The following is a 16395-nucleotide window of genomic DNA, read 5'->3' as shown; positions in this document are numbered from 1 at the left end:
GCTGCACTGGCGATTGTCGTCGAGATCGGCGGTTCGCTGTGCGTGGTGTTTCGCCGCTTCACGTGGCTCGGCGCCGGGAGCCTCGGCATGCTGACGCTCGTCGCGATGGTCGTGGCGAACGATTTCTGGAACCGCTCGGGCGCCGAACATTTCATGGCGCTCAACAGCTTTTTCGAGCATCTTGGGCTGATCGCGGCACTTGTGCTCGCGACCGTGCTCCACGATGCGCGGCAACCGGCCGGCGACGGCCGCGCGTGACCGGGGTTTACCGGGCCGTTGCACCATTTGATGAAACAACAAGGATATCCGTTATGAGAACCCTTCGTTCCGTGTTGCTGGCGCTTGCGCTTGCCACCGGCCTCGTCGCCGCGCCAGGTGGCGTGTTCGCGAAACCGCCGGTGCCGCCCGCAGTCGCGCCGACGGTGGCCGTCGGTCCGCAGTACGACACCACGCACGTGTGCGTCGCGCCGGAAGACTTCGACCGCTTCACCGACAGTTTCGTCGCGACGTTCGGCGGCAAGAAATCGAAGCAGGGCGTGTTCCAGGTCACGCCGACGCCGAGCCAGACGATGTCGCAACTCGTGCTGACGCCGGTCGGCACGATCTCGGTGTTCGGCTTCAAGACGCCGGTCCCGTATCCGTTCTGCGCGGAGCGCACCGGCTATCTCGTCACCGACATGGACGTCGCGGTGAAGTCGGCGCGCGAGCACGGCGCCGACGTGATCGTCGACACGTTCCCCGATCCGATCGGCCGCGATGCGGTCGTTGCGTGGACGGGCGGCGTGAACATGCAGCTCTACTGGCACACCCAGGCGCCGCACTACGACGCGTTGCAGACCATCCCCGAGAACCGGGTCTACGTGTCGCCACAAAGCGTACGCAAGTTCGTGCACGATTTCGTCAAGTTCTCGAAAGGCAAGGTGGTGTCCGATAACCTGAAGGCGCCGGGCATCGAGATCGGCCGGCCGAACGACACGTATCGCCGGATTCGCATCGAATCGGGCTTCGGCAAGATGACCGTGCTCGTGACGGACGGCCATCTGCCTTACCCGTACGGGCGCGAGATGACGGGCTACGACGTGTCGGACCTGGCCGCCACGCTGGAGAAGGCCAAGGCGGCGGGTGTGAGCGTGCTCGTGCCGCCGTACACCGCAGACGGCCGCGACGCGGCACTCGTGCAGTTCCCGGGCGGCTACGTCGCCGAAATCCACGCGAGCGCAGCGCGATGAAGCACGAAGACACGATCCTTGCCGCGGTGGCCGGCTTCGTCGATACGCTGAGCTTCGTCGCGCTGTTCGGGCTGTTCACCGCACACGTGACGGGCAACTTCGTGCTGATCGGCGCGGGCATCGCGGGCTTCGGCCAGGGTGTCGTGCTGAAGCTCAGCGTGTTTCCCGCGTTCGTGTGCGGCGTGATCGCGGCGAGCCTGATCGCGCGGTCGATGTCCGGGCGGCCCGCCTGGCAGGGCACGCGCGCGCTGCACGCGGTGCAGGCCGTGCTGCTGCTCGGCTTCTGCGCGGCCGGCGTGTGGGCGACGCCCGTCACGCAGCCCGACAGCTTGCCGGCGCTCGTGGCCGGCATCGTCGGCACGTTCGCGATGGGCGTGCAGAACGCGCATCCGCGCGTGATTTCGCGCGCGGGCGGCGTGCCGAACACGGTGATGACGGGCAACGTGACGCAGGCGATCCTCGACGTCGTCGACCTGCTGTCGGCCGGCACGGCCGACGCCGCGCGCGCGGCGGCGCGGGCGCGCTTCGGCAAGATGCTGCCGGCGATCGTCGCGTTCGCGCTCGGCGCGGCGTGCGGTGCGCTCGGGTTCCGCTACGCCGGATTCCTGGCGCTGCTCGCGCCGGTCGGCGCGCTCGCGACGCTTGCACTGTGTGCGGCGCAAGCGGCCGCACCCGCCGCGCAGGAGCGCGCATGATCGCGCGGGGGCAGCGCAGACGCGATGCCCGCGGCTTCGAACGGGCCGCGCGCCTGTCGGTCGTCGCGGCGCTGTTGTGCGCGGGCGCCGACGCGGCGGTCGCGGAAACGGCGGCTGAAACGACTTCGACTTCGACACCGACGCAAGGACCGGCGCAGCCTTCGGCTGCGTCATCGGTTTCGACCTCGACGCCGGCAGCGACCCAGACGGCCACCGCCGCATCGGCCTGTACGGCCAAGCGCCCGACGGTGCTGTTCAACCGCTGGCAGGAGGACTGGTCGGTGCTCGCGAATCCGTGCGTGCCGCGCGCGCCGCTCGACGGGCTGAAATACATTCCGCTCGGCAACGATCCGGCCTCCTATCTATCGCTCGGCGTGAACCTGCGCGAGCGGCTGGAGACCAACGACGCGCCGCTGTTCGGAATCGGCTCCGCGCAATCGGACACGTACCTGATCCAGCGCGTCGAAGTGCATGCCGATGCGCATCTCGGCCAGCACTGGCAGTTCTTCGCGCAGTTGCAGGACGCGCGCGCGTTCGGCAAGAACACGGTGTCGCCCGTCGACAAAAACCCGCTCGATCTCGAACAGGCGTTCGCGACCTACACGGGCGCGCTCGGCGGCGGCACGTTCAAGTTCCGCGTCGGCCGGCAGGAAATGGCGTTCGACCTGCAGCGCTTCATCGCCACGCGCGACGGCCCGAACGTGCGGCAGGCGTTCGATGCGGTCTGGGCCGATTACGAATACGGGAAATGGCGCTTCATCGGCTACGCGACGCAACCGGTGCAGAACCGCAACGCGTCCGATTTCGACGACGTGTCCAATCGCGGTCTCACGTTCAGCGGCGTGCGCTTCGAGCGGCAGTCGGTCGGGCCGGGCGACCTGTCCGGCTACTGGTCGCGCTACAACCGCCGCAACGCGCGTTTCCTCGATGCGAGCGGCGCCGAGCATCGCGATGTGTGGGACGTTCGCTACACGGGCACGCAGGGCCGTTTCGACTGGGATCTCGAGACGATGCTGCAGACCGGGACGGTCGGCAACGACACGATCGGTGCGTGGGCCGTCGGCTCGATCGCGGGCTACAAGCTCGATGCGCCGTGGTCGCCGCGCGTCGCGTTGCAGATCGATGCGGCCTCGGGCGACCGGCATCCGCACGACGGCCGCGTCGGCACCTTCAATCCGCTGTTTCCGAACGGCTATTACTTCACGCTGGCCGGCTACACGAGCTATGCGAACCTGATCCACGTGAAGCCGTCCGTGACGCTGAAGCCGTCGGCGAACCTGTCGCTGCTGGGCGCGCTGGGTTTCCAGTGGCGCGAGACGACCGGCGACGCCGTCTATCAGCAGCCGAACATTCCGGTGCCCGGCACGGCAGGCAAGGGCGGCCGCTGGACGGGGATGTACGTGCAGCTGCGCGCGGACTGGACGATCGCCGCGAACCTGATCGGCGCCGTCGAGGCCGTGCACTTCCAGGTCGGCGACGCGATCCGGCAGGCGGGCGGACACAACGCGGACTACGTCGGCGTCGAGCTGAAGTACGGCTGGTGACGCGGCCGCGCGGCAACGCGCGCGCATGAAAAACACCCCAAAGGCTGGATTCGCATCCGGCGTTTGGGGTGCAGGTCGCCGCGGGTTGCCCTTCGTTCGTCCGGGCCGGCCGCGCGGCCGGCCCGTTCGCGGCGATGCCGTTACAGGTTCGGCGACAGCGTGAGCGCGTTCGTCAGGTCGCCCATCGGCTGCGCGCCGTTCGCCTTCAGCGCGTCGTCGCGCTGCTGCAGGCCCGGCAGGCGCGGCAGCGAGAAGCGGCGCGTGATGAGACGCAGGATCGAACCCGTGTCGTACTGCGTGTGGTCCACGAAACCCTTCTTCGCGTACGGCGACACGATCAGCGCCGGAATACGCGTGCCCGGACCCCAGCGATCGGCGGTCGGCGGCGCGGCATGATCCCAGAAGCCGCCGTTCTCGTCGTACGTGACGACGACGACCATGTTCTTCCACTGCGGGCTTGCCTGCAGGTGCGCGATCACGTCGGCGATGTGCTGGTCGCCGGAGGTGACGTCCGTGTAGCCCGGGTGCTCGTTCAGGTTGCCTTGCGGCTTGTAGAACGTGACCTGCGGCAGCGTGCCCGCGTCGATCGCCTTGATGAACTCGGCGCCGTTCGCGCCGCCGTCGAGCAGGTGCTGCGCGCGGCTCGCGGTGCCCGGTGCCTGGTTCGCGAAGTAGTTGAACGGCTGGTGGTGCGGCTGGAAGTTCGGCGTCGACAGGTCGGCGCCGTAGATCACGTTCGACGTGCCGTTCTGGCTTGCCTGCAGCGCCTGGCCCCACGCGCCGCCGTACCATGCCCACGACACGCCCGCGTTGGTCATCAGGTCGCCGATGTTGGTCGCCGTCTGCGGCGGCATCGTCGACGGATTGGCCGGATCGGCGAGCAGCGGATCGCCGCCCGTGGCTGCCTTGTTGCCGCTCGGCTGATACGGCGGCTGCATCGTGTTGACCGCGAAGAAGTCGGGCGTGATCGCGCCGTCGTTGACGAACTTCGGCGGGCCGCTGAGCGCGGACGCGGGCGAGTTCGTCGCAACCTTCAGCGACTTGCCGTCCGCGTTCAACACGGCGATCTTGCCGGCCGCGGGGCTCGTATTCGCGTTCGCGTAGAACGGCGCGCACGCGCAGATCAGGTACTGGTGGTTCAGGAACGAGCCGCCGAACGCGCCCATGAAGAAGTTGTCGGCGAGCACGTACTGCTGCGCGATCTTCCACAGCGGCAGCTTCGACGGGTCCGGCGTGTAGTGGCCCATCGTCAGGCCGCCTGCATCGGTCCATGCGGCGTACATGTCGTTCTTGCCGCCGTTGATCTGCATCTGGTCCTGGTAGAAGCGGTGCACGATGTCGCGCGTCGCGATGCTCATCGACTGGTTGAAGCCCTTCGGATCGTCGATCGCGAACGGCGCGTTCGGCAGGTTCGCCGTCATCGCTTCGGTGACCGCCGGCGTGATGCCGGTCGCGGTCAGGCCGCCCCAGATCTTCGGCAGCGTCGCCATCGTCGAGCCGTCGCGATCCTTCTGCACCGAGTTCGCCGCCGTCGCGTTCTGCAGGCCGTTCGCGCCCGGGAAGTTGCCGTACAGGTTGTCGAAGCTGCGGTTTTCCGCGTAGATCACGACGACGTTCTTGACGGCCGACAGGCCTTGCTGCGTGACATCGTCGCCGCCGCAGGCGGTCAGGCTGAGCGCGGCCGCGAGGGCGATCGGCGTGTAACGAATCCAGGCGTGCTTCTTCATGCGATGTTCTCTCTTTCGTCGTGTGTCGCGTGTGGGAATCGCGGTGGTGTCGGGCCGGCGCGGGAACCTTCGGACACCTGCCGGCTGCGCGCATTATCTGGAACCGATTTGACAGCCGGGTGTAGGGGCGCTTTCAAATGACTGTCGGTCGAACGTCATGCGGCGGTCACGGAACTGACATAAGCTCCGGCCGATTGCCCACCGCTACAAGAAGAACGACGATGCACAGCCTTCTGAAATCCTTCGCGTCCGCGCGATCGCTGATCCCTGCCGCGGCGGCGCTGGCGCTGGTCGGCGGGCTCGCGGCGCTCGCCGGTTGCGATGCGCGCCCCGGTGCCGATGCATCGGCCGCCGCCATCGTGCCGGCGGCACAGGCCGCACCGGCCGCTCCGGCGGTCGCGCCGGCCAGCCAGCCGCAGACGCGCGCACAGGTATTCGAGGGCGTGAAGCAGATGACGGCGCTCGGCAAACAGTTGTTCTCCGATCCGTCGCTGTCGGGGTCCGGCAAGCTCGCGTGCGCGTCGTGCCATAGCGCCGAGCATGCGTTCGGGCCGCCGAACGCGCTGTCGGTGCAACTCGGCGGCGACGACATGCACAGCACGGGCTTTCGTGCGGTGCCGTCGCTGAAGTACCTGCGCGGCATTCCGCCGTTCAGCGAGCACTTCCACGATTCGCCGGACGAAGGTGACGAAAGCATCGATGCGGGCCCGACCGGCGGGCTGACCTGGGATGGCCGCGTCGATACGCGCGATGCGCAGGCGCGCATTCCGCTCACGTCGCCCTTCGAGATGAGCAGTTCGCCGGCGCGGGTTGCGAAGGCGGTTCGCGCCGCGCCGTATGCCGACGCGTTCCGCAAGGCGTTCGGCGATCAGGTTCTCGGCGACGACCAGGCGACGTTCGGTGCGGTGCTGCGCGCGCTCGACGCATTCCAGCAGCAGCCGGCGCTGTTCGATCCGTACACGAGCAAGTACGACGCCTATCTGGCCGGCCACGCGCAGCTCACGCCCGCGGAGCTGCGCGGGCTGCAGCTGTTCAACGACGAGAAGAAGGGCAACTGCGCGAGCTGCCACGTGAGCCAGCGCACGCTCGAAGGCGGCCCGCCGCAGTTCAGCGATTTCGGCCTGATCGCGATCGCGGTGCCGCGCAACCGCGCGCTGCCGGTCAATCGCGATCCGCGCTTTTACGACCTCGGCGCGTGCGGCCCCGAGCGCACCGACCTGAAGGGCCGTGACGAATTCTGCGGCTTGTTCCGCACGCCGTCGCTGCGCAACGTCGCGCTGCGCAAGACGTTCTTCCACAACGGCGTGTACCACTCGCTCGAGGACGTGATGCGCTTCTACGTCGAGCGTGACATCCATCCGGAGAAGTTCTATCCGGTCGTGCACGGCAAGGTGCAGGTCTACGACGACCTGCCGAAGCGCTACTGGCCGAACATCAACCGCGAGTCGCCGTTCGACCGCAAGCGCGGCGACGCGCCCGCGCTGAACGCGGCCGAGATCAAGGACGTGATCGCGTTCCTGAACACGCTGACCGACGGATATCAACCGGCAGCCGCGTCGGCGGCCCGCTAGACGACGTTCCTGGCGGCACGCATGCTATGCTCGCTGGCTGACGGGCGTGCCGGTTCGCCGGCCGCCGGAGTGCCGGCCGCGCGCCATGCCGTTCGATCGAACATCCAAGGAGAACAACACATGTCGATGCGTGCATCCCTTTCCGTCGTCACGCGCGTGCTGGCCGGCGCCGCGTGCGCAGCCGCGATGCTGCCTGCCTACGCACAGAGCAACCTGGGCTTCCTGAACGACACGCCGCTCGCCTACTTCAGCAAGACCGACCGTGCGTCGCTGGCCAAGGCCGTGGCGCAGGTGCGCGACGAAGGCAAGGACGGCGAGACCACGACCTGGCAGAGCAGCGGCCGCGGCACGCAGATCGATGCGAAGCTCACGCCGTCGACGTCCGAGAACGACGGCAAGACCTGCCGCGAGATCGCCACCGACATTTCCGCGAAGGGCCAGACGCTGACGCTCAAGCCCGTCTATTGCAAGACCGCCACGGGCAAGTGGCAGCTGCAGAAGCGCTGAGCGCGCGTGCAATGAAGCGCAGCGGTGCGTCGCGCACGGTGTCGTGCGGCGTCGTGATTCTCGACGGGGCCGGCCGCGTATTCCTCGCGCACGCGACGGACACCACGCACTGGGACATCCCGAAGGGGCAGGGCGAGCCCGGCGAATCGCCGGTCGACGCGGCGCTGCGGGAGCTGCGCGAGGAAACCGGCATCGAGTTCGCGCCGGCGCGGCTGCTCGATCTCGGCCGCTTCGCCTACCGTCACGACAAGGACTTGCACCTGTTCGCGGTGCAGGTCGCGGACGACGAGATCGATCCCGCGCGCTGCACGTGCACGTCGCTGTTCCCGAGCCGTCGCGACGGCTCGCTGATTCCCGAGATGGACGCGTATCGCTGGACCGCGCCCGGCGACATCGACGCGTATGCAAGCCGCAGCCTCGCGCGGCTGTTTCGCACGACGCTGTCGCTCGCGGATCTGCACCGGCGGTTGGCGAGCGCGTAAGCGCGGCGGCCGGCGCAGCCGCGCTTGCGCGCACACAATAAAAAACGGCCCGAAGGCCGTTTTTTTTCATCCTGCGGCGGGCGGTGCGAGGCCGCCGCGCCGCGCGCGGAGCAGGCCGTCAGGCCGGCTTGCCCCAGCTGTCGCGCAGCCCGACGATCCGGTTGAACACGGGCTTGCCCGGCTTCGAATCGACGCGGTCGGCGACGAAATAGCCGTGACGCTCGAACTGCAGGCGCGTTTCCGGCGCGACGTCGCCGGCGCCCGGCTCGACGTAGGCCTGCGTGACCTTCTTCGAGTCCGGGTTCAGCGCCTCGAGGAAGTTCGCGCCGCCCGCGTCCGGGTGCGGCGCCTTGAACAGCCGGTCGTAGATCCGCACTTCGGCCGCCTGCGCGTGCTTCGCGCTGACCCAGTGGATGTTGCCCTTGACCTTGTAGTTGTTCGCGCCTTCGGTGCCCGACTTGCTGTCCGGGAAGTAGTTGCAGTGCACGGCCGTCACGTTGCCGTCGGCGTCCTTGTCGAAGCCCGTGCATTCGATCACGTAGCCGTAGCGCAGGCGCACCTTGTTGCCCGGGAACAGGCGGAAATAGCCCTTCGGCGGGTTCTCGACGAAGTCCTCGCGCTCGATCCACAACTCGCGCGAGATCGGGAAGGTGCGCACGCCGCGGTCGGGGTGGTGCGGGTGCACGGGCGCCGTGCACGCTTCTTCCTGGCCTTCCGGATAGTTGTCGATCACGAGCTTCAGCGGATCGAGCACGGCGACCGAGCGCGGCGCCTTGTCGTCGAGGTCGTCGCGCAGCGCGCCTTCGAACACGCTCATGTCGATCCACGAATCGACCTTCGTCACGCCGATCCGCTCGCAGAACAGGTGGATGCTCTCCGGCGTGAAGCCGCGGCGGCGGATGCCGACGATCGTCGGCATGCGCGGGTCGTCCCAGCCTTCGACATGACCTTCGGTGACGAGCTGCAGCAGCTTGCGCTTGCTGGTGATCGCGTACGTGAGGTTCAGGCGCGAGAATTCGATCTGTTGCGGCAGCGGGCGCGTGAACACGCCGGCTTCCGCGAGTTCGTTCAGCACCCAGTCGTACAGCGGGCGGTGATCCTCGAATTCGAGCGTGCACAGCGAATGCGTGATGCCTTCGAGCGCATCCGAGATGCAGTGCGTGTAGTCGTACATCGGATACACGCACCATGCGTCGCCGGTACGGTAGTGATGCGCGTAGCGGATCCGGTAGATCACCGGGTCGCGCATGTTCATGTTCGGCGACGCCATGTCGATCTTCGCGCGCAGCACGTGCTCGCCTTCCTTGAACTCGCCGGCCTTCATCCGGCGGAACAGGTCGAGGTTTTCCTCGGGCGAGCGGTCGCGGAACGGCGACGGCTTGCCGCCTTCGGTCAGCGAGCCGCGGTTCGCGCGCATTTCCTCGGCGCTCTGGCTGTCGACGTACGCCTTGCCGCGCTGGATCAGCAGCTCGGCGAATTCGTACAGCTTGTCGTAGTAGTCGCTCGCGAAATACTGGTGATCGACCGCGTCCTTGCGCCAGTCGAAGCCGAGCCAGCGCACGGCGTCGACGATCGAGTCGACGTATTCGACGCTTTCCTTTTCCGGGTTCGTGTCGTCGAAGCGCAGGTGGCACACGCCGCCGTAGTCGCGCGCGACGCTGAAGTTCAGGCAGATGCTCTTGGCATGGCCGATGTGCAGATAGCCGTTCGGCTCGGGCGGAAAGCGCGTCTCGACGCGGCCGCTCCATTTGCCGGTGCGGTTGTCGTCGTCGATGATGTTGCGGATGAAATTGGAAGCCGCGGGGGCGTCGTTGCGTTCGGTGCTCATGCGGTTGGCGTCAGGTTGTGTCGGCGCGTCGCGCCGGTTTAATCCCGTAATTCTACCTGACCGGGGTCCGTCCCGCGCGGGTTGCGGCGTCGACAGGGCGGTTCGCGCTGCCGATCGCAATATCTCGATAGTGTGTCGGCTGTAACACGACGTAAATCGGATTGCCCCCCGCATTCGGCTTTTCCTATGATGGCTTCACCGAATCAATGCCGCCATTCGCAGTTTTTGCGGGGCGGGAGGAAGCCAACAATCATGATGAAGAAGACCACTTTTCTCGTTCGTACCGCGGTAATCGTCGCGGCCCTGTCGCAACTCGGCGCATGCGCGATGACGCATACGCAGCGTAACGCCGGGATCGGCGCGGCAGCGGGCGGCGCGCTCGGCTACCTGATCACGGGCGGCCCGGTCGGCACGGTCGCCGGCGCCGCGGCAGGCGGCCTCGTCGGCGCCGGCGTGCGCTGACCGAAGCCGGCGCGCGTGAGCGCCGGCCGGTCGCGTGCGCAGCGCGACCGATTCATACACCGCACATCCATTCCGCGATTCGACAGGCAGCATCAGGGAGGAGCGGGTGTGCGACACTTCGTCGACATCACATAACGACTTCATTCGTCGACGAACCTTCCATGAGCGATTCTCTCGTTTTCGTGCTGCCGGGCTACGGCAACTCCGGCCCGTTCCACTGGCAAAGCCGCTGGGAGCGCGCCGACGCGCGTTTCGTACGCATCGCGATGCCCGACTGGGACCGTGCGTTCCGCAACGGCTGGTGTCTCGCGCTCGATCGTGCGGTCGAAGCCGCGCCGGGCCCCGTGACGATCGCCGCGCACAGCCTCGGCACGCTGACCACCGCGTGGTGGGCGACCCGTTACGCGCGGCCGGCCGCGCTCGAGAAAGTGCGCGGCGCGCTGCTCGTCGCGTTGCCCGATCCGGCCGGGCCGGCGTTTCCGGCCGACGCGCACGGTTTCGGGCCGGTGCCGCACGAGCGGCTGCCGTTTCCGACCTGCGTGGTTGCGAGCAGCGACGATCCGTACGGCTCGCTCGCGTTCGCGCGCAACTGCGCGCACGCGTGGGGCAGCGCGTTTCATGACCTCGGCCCGCGCGGCCACATCAACGCGGACAGCGGGCTCGGCGACTGGCCGCAGGGGCGCGGCTGGCTCGACGCGCTGGCGGTCGCGGGTTGACCGTGGCGCGCAGGGTGGGCGGACCGCAGGACCTTCAGATCGTCTGCTTCGCCTTCAACGCCGCGATCCGTTCGTTGTCGTGGCACAGCAACGGCGGAGCCACGCGCGTCGACAGTCCCCCGTAGCGTGTCGCGCCATCCGGGCTCATCGCGGTAGGCGTGCGCGGCAGCGGACTCGCCCTGCCGTTGGACAGCGCTCCGAATTTCTGACGTGTCCCATATCGCTTGAAGTCGGTAGTGGGTAGTCTGGCGGGCCATTCGACCAGACGGAAAGCCTCCATGCCAGTCCAGCCCGCACGATCCGACCGCACCAAAGAAAACAACGGAGCTGCGACGAAACGGATTCAGGTTGATCTGTCACGGCAATGCGTGGAAGCATACGAGGGGCGCGTTTGCGTGTTCCGCTTCGACTGCGTGACAGGCGACCGCGAGCACCCGACCGATCGGGGCACGTTCAGAATCCTCCGCAAGCACCACCCTTATCGCAGTCGCATGTATAACGTGCAGATGGATCATGCAATGTTCTTCACCGCGGATGGCAAGGCTTTTCATCAATACCACGGACCGATGCCGCTCGGCGTCGTGCGGCTGGCTCGCAATTCACTGAGTGACCGGTTCGGCTCGCGCGGATGTGTGCGGCTGAACGAGGCCGATGCGCGGCAGCTGTACGAATGGACACCGGTCGGAACCATGGTGCAGGTGTCATGACGCCCGCGGCAACAGGCCAGCTCGCTCGCGCGGCCGGCGTGGTGTTCGTCGCCGTGCTCGTCGTATTGGCTTGGCGAAGCATGGTCGGAAGCGCCGGCAGTCGCGTGCCGATCGCGCCGGGTACCGAAATACTCAGTGTGCAGCCGGATGAGGTGATGTCGTTCGTCTACACCGCCGGTACGCTGAACGTGAACGCTCATCGCGTGCAGTCGGCGGCGCCGTTCTCCGTGCGCGTCACGTTCGACGGCCGTGTTTCCCGGCAGTGTGTCGCGCCCCCTGGGCTGGCCGACCGGCTCGCGCCGCTCACCACGCTGATCGTGCGTGGCAGTGTGCCCGTCGCCGAGCTTGCGACGGCGTTCCCGACGCCGCTCGGCACGTTGGAAATGCGCGATCGCGTCGCCTCCGAACCGCTTCCGACATTGGTATTCCGGGGGGCGGCCGACACGGACACGGTGGCAGTCACCGGCCTCCCGGGCGCGGGCGGTCGTGCGATCGTCGTCGATCCGGCCGCGCGTGCCGCGCTCGCACTGCTCGCTGGCGGGTGCGATACGCTTGCGCAGCACTGACCCCCGATATACCCGGCCGACACTGCTTGCGTGGGCGGTCGGCCAGGTATCACACGCGCTCAAATCGCCCGCTTCGCCTTCAACGCGGCGATCCGCACATCGTCGTAGCCGAGCATGTCGCGCAGCACGTCTTCCGTCTGCGCGCCCAGCAGCGGCGGGGCGGTGCGCGCATCGGGCGGCGTCGCGCTCATCCGGATCGGATTGCGCACGAGCTTCACGTCCGCGCCGCACGGGTGCGGCAGCGACACCTGCATTCCGCGCGCGACCACCTGTTCGTTGTCGAACACCTCGTCGAGTTCGTTGATCGGCCCGCACGGCACGCCGGCCGCTTCGAGCACGGCGATCCAGTCGGCCTTGCCGCGCGCCTTCACCATCTCCGCGAGGATCGGCACCAGCGTGTCGCGGTGGCGCACGCGCGACGGATTCGTCGCGAACCGTTCGTCGTCGGCCAGCTCGGGCCGCCCGCCGGCCTCGACGAACTTGCGGAACTGCCCGTCGTTGCCGACCGCGACGATGATCCAGCCGTCGCTCGTCTGGAACGTCTGGTAAGGCACGATGTTCGGGTGCGCGTTGCCCCAGCGCACCGGCGGCTTGCCGCTCGCGAGGAAGTTGGTGTTCATGTTCGCGAGCAGCGCGACCTGCACGTCGAGCAGCGCCATGTCGATGTACTGGCCTTCGCCCGTGCGATCGCGGTGCGCGAGCGCGGCGAGCACCGCGATCGTCGAATAGAGGCCCGTCGCGAGATCGGCGATCGCCACGCCGGCTTTTTGCGGCCCGCCGCCCGGCTCGCTGTCACGCTCGCCGGTGATGCTCATGAAGCCGCCGATCCCCTGGACGATGAAGTCGTAGCCCGCGCGGTGCGCGTACGGGCCCGTCTGGCCGAACCCGGTGACCGAGCAGTAGACGAGATCGGGCTTCACCGCGCGCAGCGATTCGTAATCGAGCCCGTATTTCTTCAGCTGGCCGACCTTGTAGTTCTCGAGCACGACGTCGCTCTGCGCGGCGAGCTCGCGCACGATCTGCTGGCCTTCCGGCGTCGCGATGTCGACCGTCACCGAGCGCTTGTTGCGGTTCGCCGCGAGGTAGTACGCGGCCTCGGCCGTATCGGCGCCGGTCGCGTCCTTCAGGTACGGCGGCCCCCAGTGGCGCGTGTCGTCGCCGGCGCCGGGGCGCTCGACCTTGATCACGTCCGCGCCGAAATCGGCAAGCGTCTGCGCGCACCACGGGCCCGCGAGCACGCGGGTGAGGTCCAGCACGCGGATATGGCTCAGGGCACCCATCGTCGAATCGTCTCCTTTCATGGCTCGCCCGGCCCGAGGCAAGGCGGATTGGCATGCCGAGCATCTTAAGGCGAATCGGCCGCGCCGGTGGCCCAGGCCGCTCGTCCGGCGCGGCGGGCCGCTGGCGTGGGAGCCGCCGATCTGTATCGTATAATCGCTCGTTTACGATATCTGCCCGCCGTGCGTCCGCGAGGACGGCCGGCGTTTGAAGCCGTCTCAGCCAGACATTCCCCGCACGCCATGAAAGCTGCCGAAATCCGCGAGAAATTCCTCAAATTCTTCGAATCGAAGGGCCACACGATCGTCCGCTCGTCGAGCCTCGTGCCCGGTAACGACCCCACGCTGATGTTCACGAACTCGGGCATGGTCCAGTTCAAGGACGTGTTCCTCGGCACGGATCCGCGTCCGTACACGCGCGCCACGACCGCGCAGCGCAGCGTGCGCGCGGGCGGCAAGCACAACGACCTCGAGAACGTCGGCTACACGGCGCGCCACCACACGTTCTTCGAGATGCTCGGCAACTTCTCGTTCGGCGACTACTTCAAGCACGACGCGATCCGCTTCGCGTGGGAACTGCTGACCACGGTCTACCAGCTGCCGAAGGAAAAGCTGTGGGTCACCGTCTACCAGGAAGACGACGAAGCGTACGACATCTGGGCGAAGGAAGTCGGCGTGCCGACCGAGCGGATCATCCGCATCGGCGACAACAAGGGCGCGCGCTACGCGTCGGACAACTTCTGGACGATGGGCGACACCGGCCCGTGCGGCCCGTGTACCGAAATCTTCTACGACCACGGCCCGGACGTGTGGGGCGGCCCGCCGGGATCGCCTGAAGAAGACGGCGACCGCTACATCGAGATCTGGAACCTCGTGTTCATGCAGTTCAACCGCGACGCGCAGGGCAACATGACGCGCCTGCCGAAGCAGTCGGTCGACACCGGCATGGGCCTCGAGCGTCTCGCCGCGGTGCTGCAGCACGTGCACAGCAACTACGAGATCGACCTGTTCCAGAACCTGATCAAGGCCGCCGCGCGCGTGACCGAGATCAGCGACCTCACGAACAACTCGCTGAAGGTGATCGCCGATCACATCCGCGCGTGCTCGTTCCTGATCGTCGACGGCGTGATCCCCGGCAACGAAGGCCGCGGCTACGTGCTGCGCCGCATCGTGCGCCGCGCGATCCGCCACGGCTACAAGCTCGGCCGCAAGGGCTCGTTCTTCCACAAGCTGGTGGCCGACCTCGTCGCCGAGATGGGCGCAGCCTATCCGGAACTGAAGGAAGCCGAGCAGCGCGTGACCGACGTGCTGCGCCAGGAAGAAGAGCGTTTCTTCGAGACGATCGAGCACGGGATGTCGATCCTCGAAGCGGCGCTGGCGGATGTCGACGCGAAGGGCGGCAAGGTGCTCGACGGCGAACTCGCGTTCAAGCTGCACGACACGTACGGCTTCCCGCTCGACCTCACGGCCGACGTGTGCCGCGAGCGCGGGATGACGGTCGACGAGCCGGCGTTCGACGACGCGATGGCGCGTCAGCGCGAGCAGGCGCGCGCGGCCGGCAAGTTCAAGGCCACGCAGGGCCTCGAATACTCGGGCGCGAAGACCACGTTCCACGGTTATGAAGAGATCGCGTTCGACGACGCGAAGGTCGTCGCGCTGTACGTCGACGGTTCGGCCGTCAACGAAGTGAAGCACGGCCAGGATGCGGTCGTCGTGCTCGACCACACGCCGTTCTACGCGGAGTCGGGCGGCCAGGTCGGCGACCAGGGCGTGCTCGCGAATGCAGCGACGCGCTTCGCCGTGGCCGACACGCTGAAGGTGCAGGCCGACGTGATCGGCCACCACGGCACGCTCGAACAGGGCACGCTGAAGGTCGGCGACGTGCTGCGCGCGGAAATCGACGCGCATCGTCGCGCACGCACGCAGCGCAACCACTCGGCGACCCACCTGATGCACAAGGCGCTGCGTGAAGTGCTCGGCGCACACGTGCAGCAGAAGGGCTCGCTCGTCGACGCGGAGAAAACCCGCTTCGACTTCGCGCACAACGCGCCGCTGACCGACGACGAAATCCGTCGCGTCGAGCAGATCGTCAACAGTGAAATCCTCGCGAACGCGCCGGGCATCGTGCGCGTGATGCCGTACGACGAAGCGGTGAAGGGCGGCGCGATGGCGCTGTTCGGCGAGAAGTACGGCGACGAAGTGCGCGTGCTCGATCTCGGCTTCTCGCGCGAACTGTGCGGCGGCACGCACGTGCACCGCACCGGCGACATCGGCTTCTTCAAGATCGTCGTCGAAGGCGGCGTCGCGGCCGGCATCCGCCGGGTCGAGGCGATCACCGGCGACAACGCGGTGCGCTACGTGCAGGAGCTCGATGCGCGCGTGAACGAAGCGGCCGCCGCGCTGAAGGCGCAGCCGTCGGAACTCACGCAACGCATCGCGCAGGTGCAGGACCAGGTGAAGTCGCTCGAGAAGGAACTGGGCGCGCTGAAGTCGAAGCTCGCGTCGAGCCAGGGCGACGAGCTCGCGCAGCAGGCGATCGAAGTCGGCGGCGTGTTCGTGCTGGCCGCGACGCTCGACGGCGCGGACGCGAAGACGCTGCGCGAGACGGTCGACAAGCTGAAGGACAAGCTGAAGAGCGCGGCGATCGTGCTGGCGGCTGTCGAAGGCGGCAAGGTCAGCCTGATCGCGGGCGTCACGCCGGACGCGAGCAAGAAGGTCAAGGCCGGCGAGCTCGTGAACTTCGTCGCGCAGCAGGTCGGCGGCAAGGGCGGCGGCCGTCCGGACATGGCGCAGGCAGGCGGCACGGAACCGGCGAACCTGCCGGGCGCGCTGGCAGGCGTCAAGGGCTGGGTCGAAGAGCGTCTTTGATCGGCATGGCTGGTGATGCGGTGTGGTCGGGCTGACCGCGTCGCGTCACATCGCTTCGCATCAAAAAAAGCGACCCGATCGGCACGTGTGCCGGTCGGGTCGTTTTGTTTTTGTCGGTATGAAGAATTAGCGCGCTCGCTGGCGCTCGCCTGCGTTCCCGGCTCGGGCAGACGCCGACGCGGCCACCACCGCCCTGGCCGCATCGCCCGTGTCGGA

At 67.6% G+C, this 16395-nt stretch carries 15 protein-coding genes and 1 pseudogene; 12 read left to right on the top strand and 4 right to left on the bottom strand.

Translation table 11 applies throughout. From position 1 onward, the window contains the following. From DIE16_RS27215 to DIE16_RS27200, 4 genes and pseudogenes are all read left to right on the top strand, one after another. Positions 1–258 (top strand): annotated as a pseudogene (locus tag DIE16_RS27215) (DoxX family protein); the annotation flags it as partial. 53 nt (positions 259–311) lie between these two features. Further along, positions 312–1229: a glyoxalase gene (locus DIE16_RS27210; RefSeq protein ID WP_124893760.1), complete on the top strand. Its 918-nt coding sequence runs from the start codon at positions 312–314 to the stop codon at positions 1227–1229. Beyond that, positions 1226–1924 (top strand): YoaK family protein, encoded by a 699-nt coding sequence (locus DIE16_RS27205; RefSeq protein ID WP_124893759.1) that lies wholly within the window; start codon positions 1226–1228, stop codon positions 1922–1924. Before DIE16_RS27210 ends, DIE16_RS27205 begins: the two co-directional genes overlap by 4 nt. After that, positions 1921–3468 carry an alginate export family protein gene (locus DIE16_RS27200; RefSeq protein WP_124571882.1) on the top strand — a complete coding sequence of 516 codons (1548 nt, stop codon included), beginning with the start codon at positions 1921–1923 and terminating at the stop codon, positions 3466–3468. The genes DIE16_RS27205 and DIE16_RS27200 overlap by 4 nt, the downstream gene beginning before the upstream one ends. Positions 3469–3608: 140 nt before the next feature. Here the strand turns inward: DIE16_RS27200 and DIE16_RS27195 are convergent, their stop codons facing one another. Continuing rightward, positions 3609–5195: an acid phosphatase gene (locus DIE16_RS27195; RefSeq protein WP_044846117.1), complete on the bottom strand. Its 1587-nt coding sequence runs from the start codon at positions 5193–5195 to the stop codon at positions 3609–3611. A 221-nt stretch (positions 5196–5416) separates the two neighbouring features. Between DIE16_RS27195 and DIE16_RS27190 the strand changes: the two genes are divergently transcribed. The 3 genes from DIE16_RS27190 (at position 5417) to DIE16_RS27180 (ending at position 7755) form a co-directional block, all read left to right on the top strand. Further along, complete coding sequence (locus DIE16_RS27190; protein WP_124893758.1) at positions 5417–6766, top strand: cytochrome-c peroxidase; 1350 nt, start codon at positions 5417–5419, stop codon at positions 6764–6766. A gap of 120 nt (positions 6767–6886) precedes the next feature. Beyond that, the gene (locus tag DIE16_RS27185) at positions 6887–7273 is read left to right on the top strand and encodes a hypothetical protein (protein ID WP_044846115.1); all 387 of its coding nucleotides are present in this window, start codon (positions 6887–6889) and stop codon (positions 7271–7273) included. Positions 7274–7284: 11 nt separating this feature from the next. Beyond that, the gene (locus DIE16_RS27180) at positions 7285–7755 is read left to right on the top strand and encodes an NUDIX hydrolase (protein WP_124893757.1); all 471 of its coding nucleotides are present in this window, start codon (positions 7285–7287) and stop codon (positions 7753–7755) included. A 118-nt stretch (positions 7756–7873) separates the two neighbouring features. On the opposite strand, the gene DIE16_RS27175 is transcribed toward DIE16_RS27180, so the two are convergent. After that, positions 7874–9583, bottom strand: coding sequence for a glutamine--tRNA ligase/YqeY domain fusion protein (locus DIE16_RS27175; protein ID WP_044846114.1), 1710 nt, complete (start codon positions 9581–9583; stop codon positions 7874–7876). Between the two features lie 252 nt (positions 9584–9835). Between DIE16_RS27175 and DIE16_RS27170 the strand changes: the two genes are divergently transcribed. Both DIE16_RS27170 and DIE16_RS27165 read left to right on the top strand, forming a co-directional pair. Continuing rightward, on the top strand, positions 9836–10045 hold the full coding sequence (locus DIE16_RS27170; RefSeq protein ID WP_006497729.1) for an ornithine acetyltransferase: 210 nt from the start codon (positions 9836–9838) through the stop codon (positions 10043–10045). A gap of 161 nt (positions 10046–10206) precedes the next feature. After that, positions 10207–10761 carry an alpha/beta hydrolase gene (locus DIE16_RS27165; protein WP_124893756.1) on the top strand — a complete coding sequence of 185 codons (555 nt, stop codon included), beginning with the start codon at positions 10207–10209 and terminating at the stop codon, positions 10759–10761. 34 nt (positions 10762–10795) lie between these two features. Here DIE16_RS27165 and DIE16_RS27160 read toward each other — a convergent pair whose 3' ends face one another. Continuing rightward, positions 10796–11041, bottom strand: coding sequence for a hypothetical protein (locus tag DIE16_RS27160; protein ID WP_124893755.1), 246 nt, complete (start codon positions 11039–11041; stop codon positions 10796–10798). Between DIE16_RS27160 and DIE16_RS27155 the strand changes: the two genes are divergently transcribed. Both DIE16_RS27155 and DIE16_RS27150 read left to right on the top strand, forming a co-directional pair. Then, positions 11040–11468, top strand: coding sequence for a L,D-transpeptidase (locus tag DIE16_RS27155; protein WP_124893754.1), 429 nt, complete (start codon positions 11040–11042; stop codon positions 11466–11468). The two genes, DIE16_RS27160 and DIE16_RS27155, sit on opposite strands and share 2 nt — an antisense overlap. Beyond that, on the top strand, positions 11465–12034 hold the full coding sequence (locus DIE16_RS27150; RefSeq protein WP_260434453.1) for a hypothetical protein: 570 nt from the start codon (positions 11465–11467) through the stop codon (positions 12032–12034). Before DIE16_RS27155 ends, DIE16_RS27150 begins: the two co-directional genes overlap by 4 nt. Positions 12035–12093: 59 nt before the next feature. On the opposite strand, the gene DIE16_RS27145 is transcribed toward DIE16_RS27150, so the two are convergent. Further along, positions 12094–13314: a CaiB/BaiF CoA-transferase family protein gene (locus tag DIE16_RS27145; protein WP_124893753.1), complete on the bottom strand. Its 1221-nt coding sequence runs from the start codon at positions 13312–13314 to the stop codon at positions 12094–12096. 240 nt (positions 13315–13554) lie between these two features. Here DIE16_RS27145 and alaS point away from each other — a divergent pair, with 240 nt between their 5' ends. Beyond that, positions 13555–16179, top strand: a complete 2625-nt coding sequence (gene alaS, locus DIE16_RS27140; protein WP_124893752.1) for an alanine--tRNA ligase — start codon at positions 13555–13557, stop codon at positions 16177–16179. The last annotated feature ends 216 nt before the right edge of the window (positions 16180–16395 follow it).

Origin of the sequence: Burkholderia sp. Bp9090, assembly GCF_003857985.1 — a bacterium.
In the GTDB taxonomy this organism is placed as follows: domain Bacteria; phylum Pseudomonadota; class Gammaproteobacteria; order Burkholderiales; family Burkholderiaceae; genus Burkholderia.
This window is presented reverse-complemented; position numbering and strand designations above follow the sequence as displayed.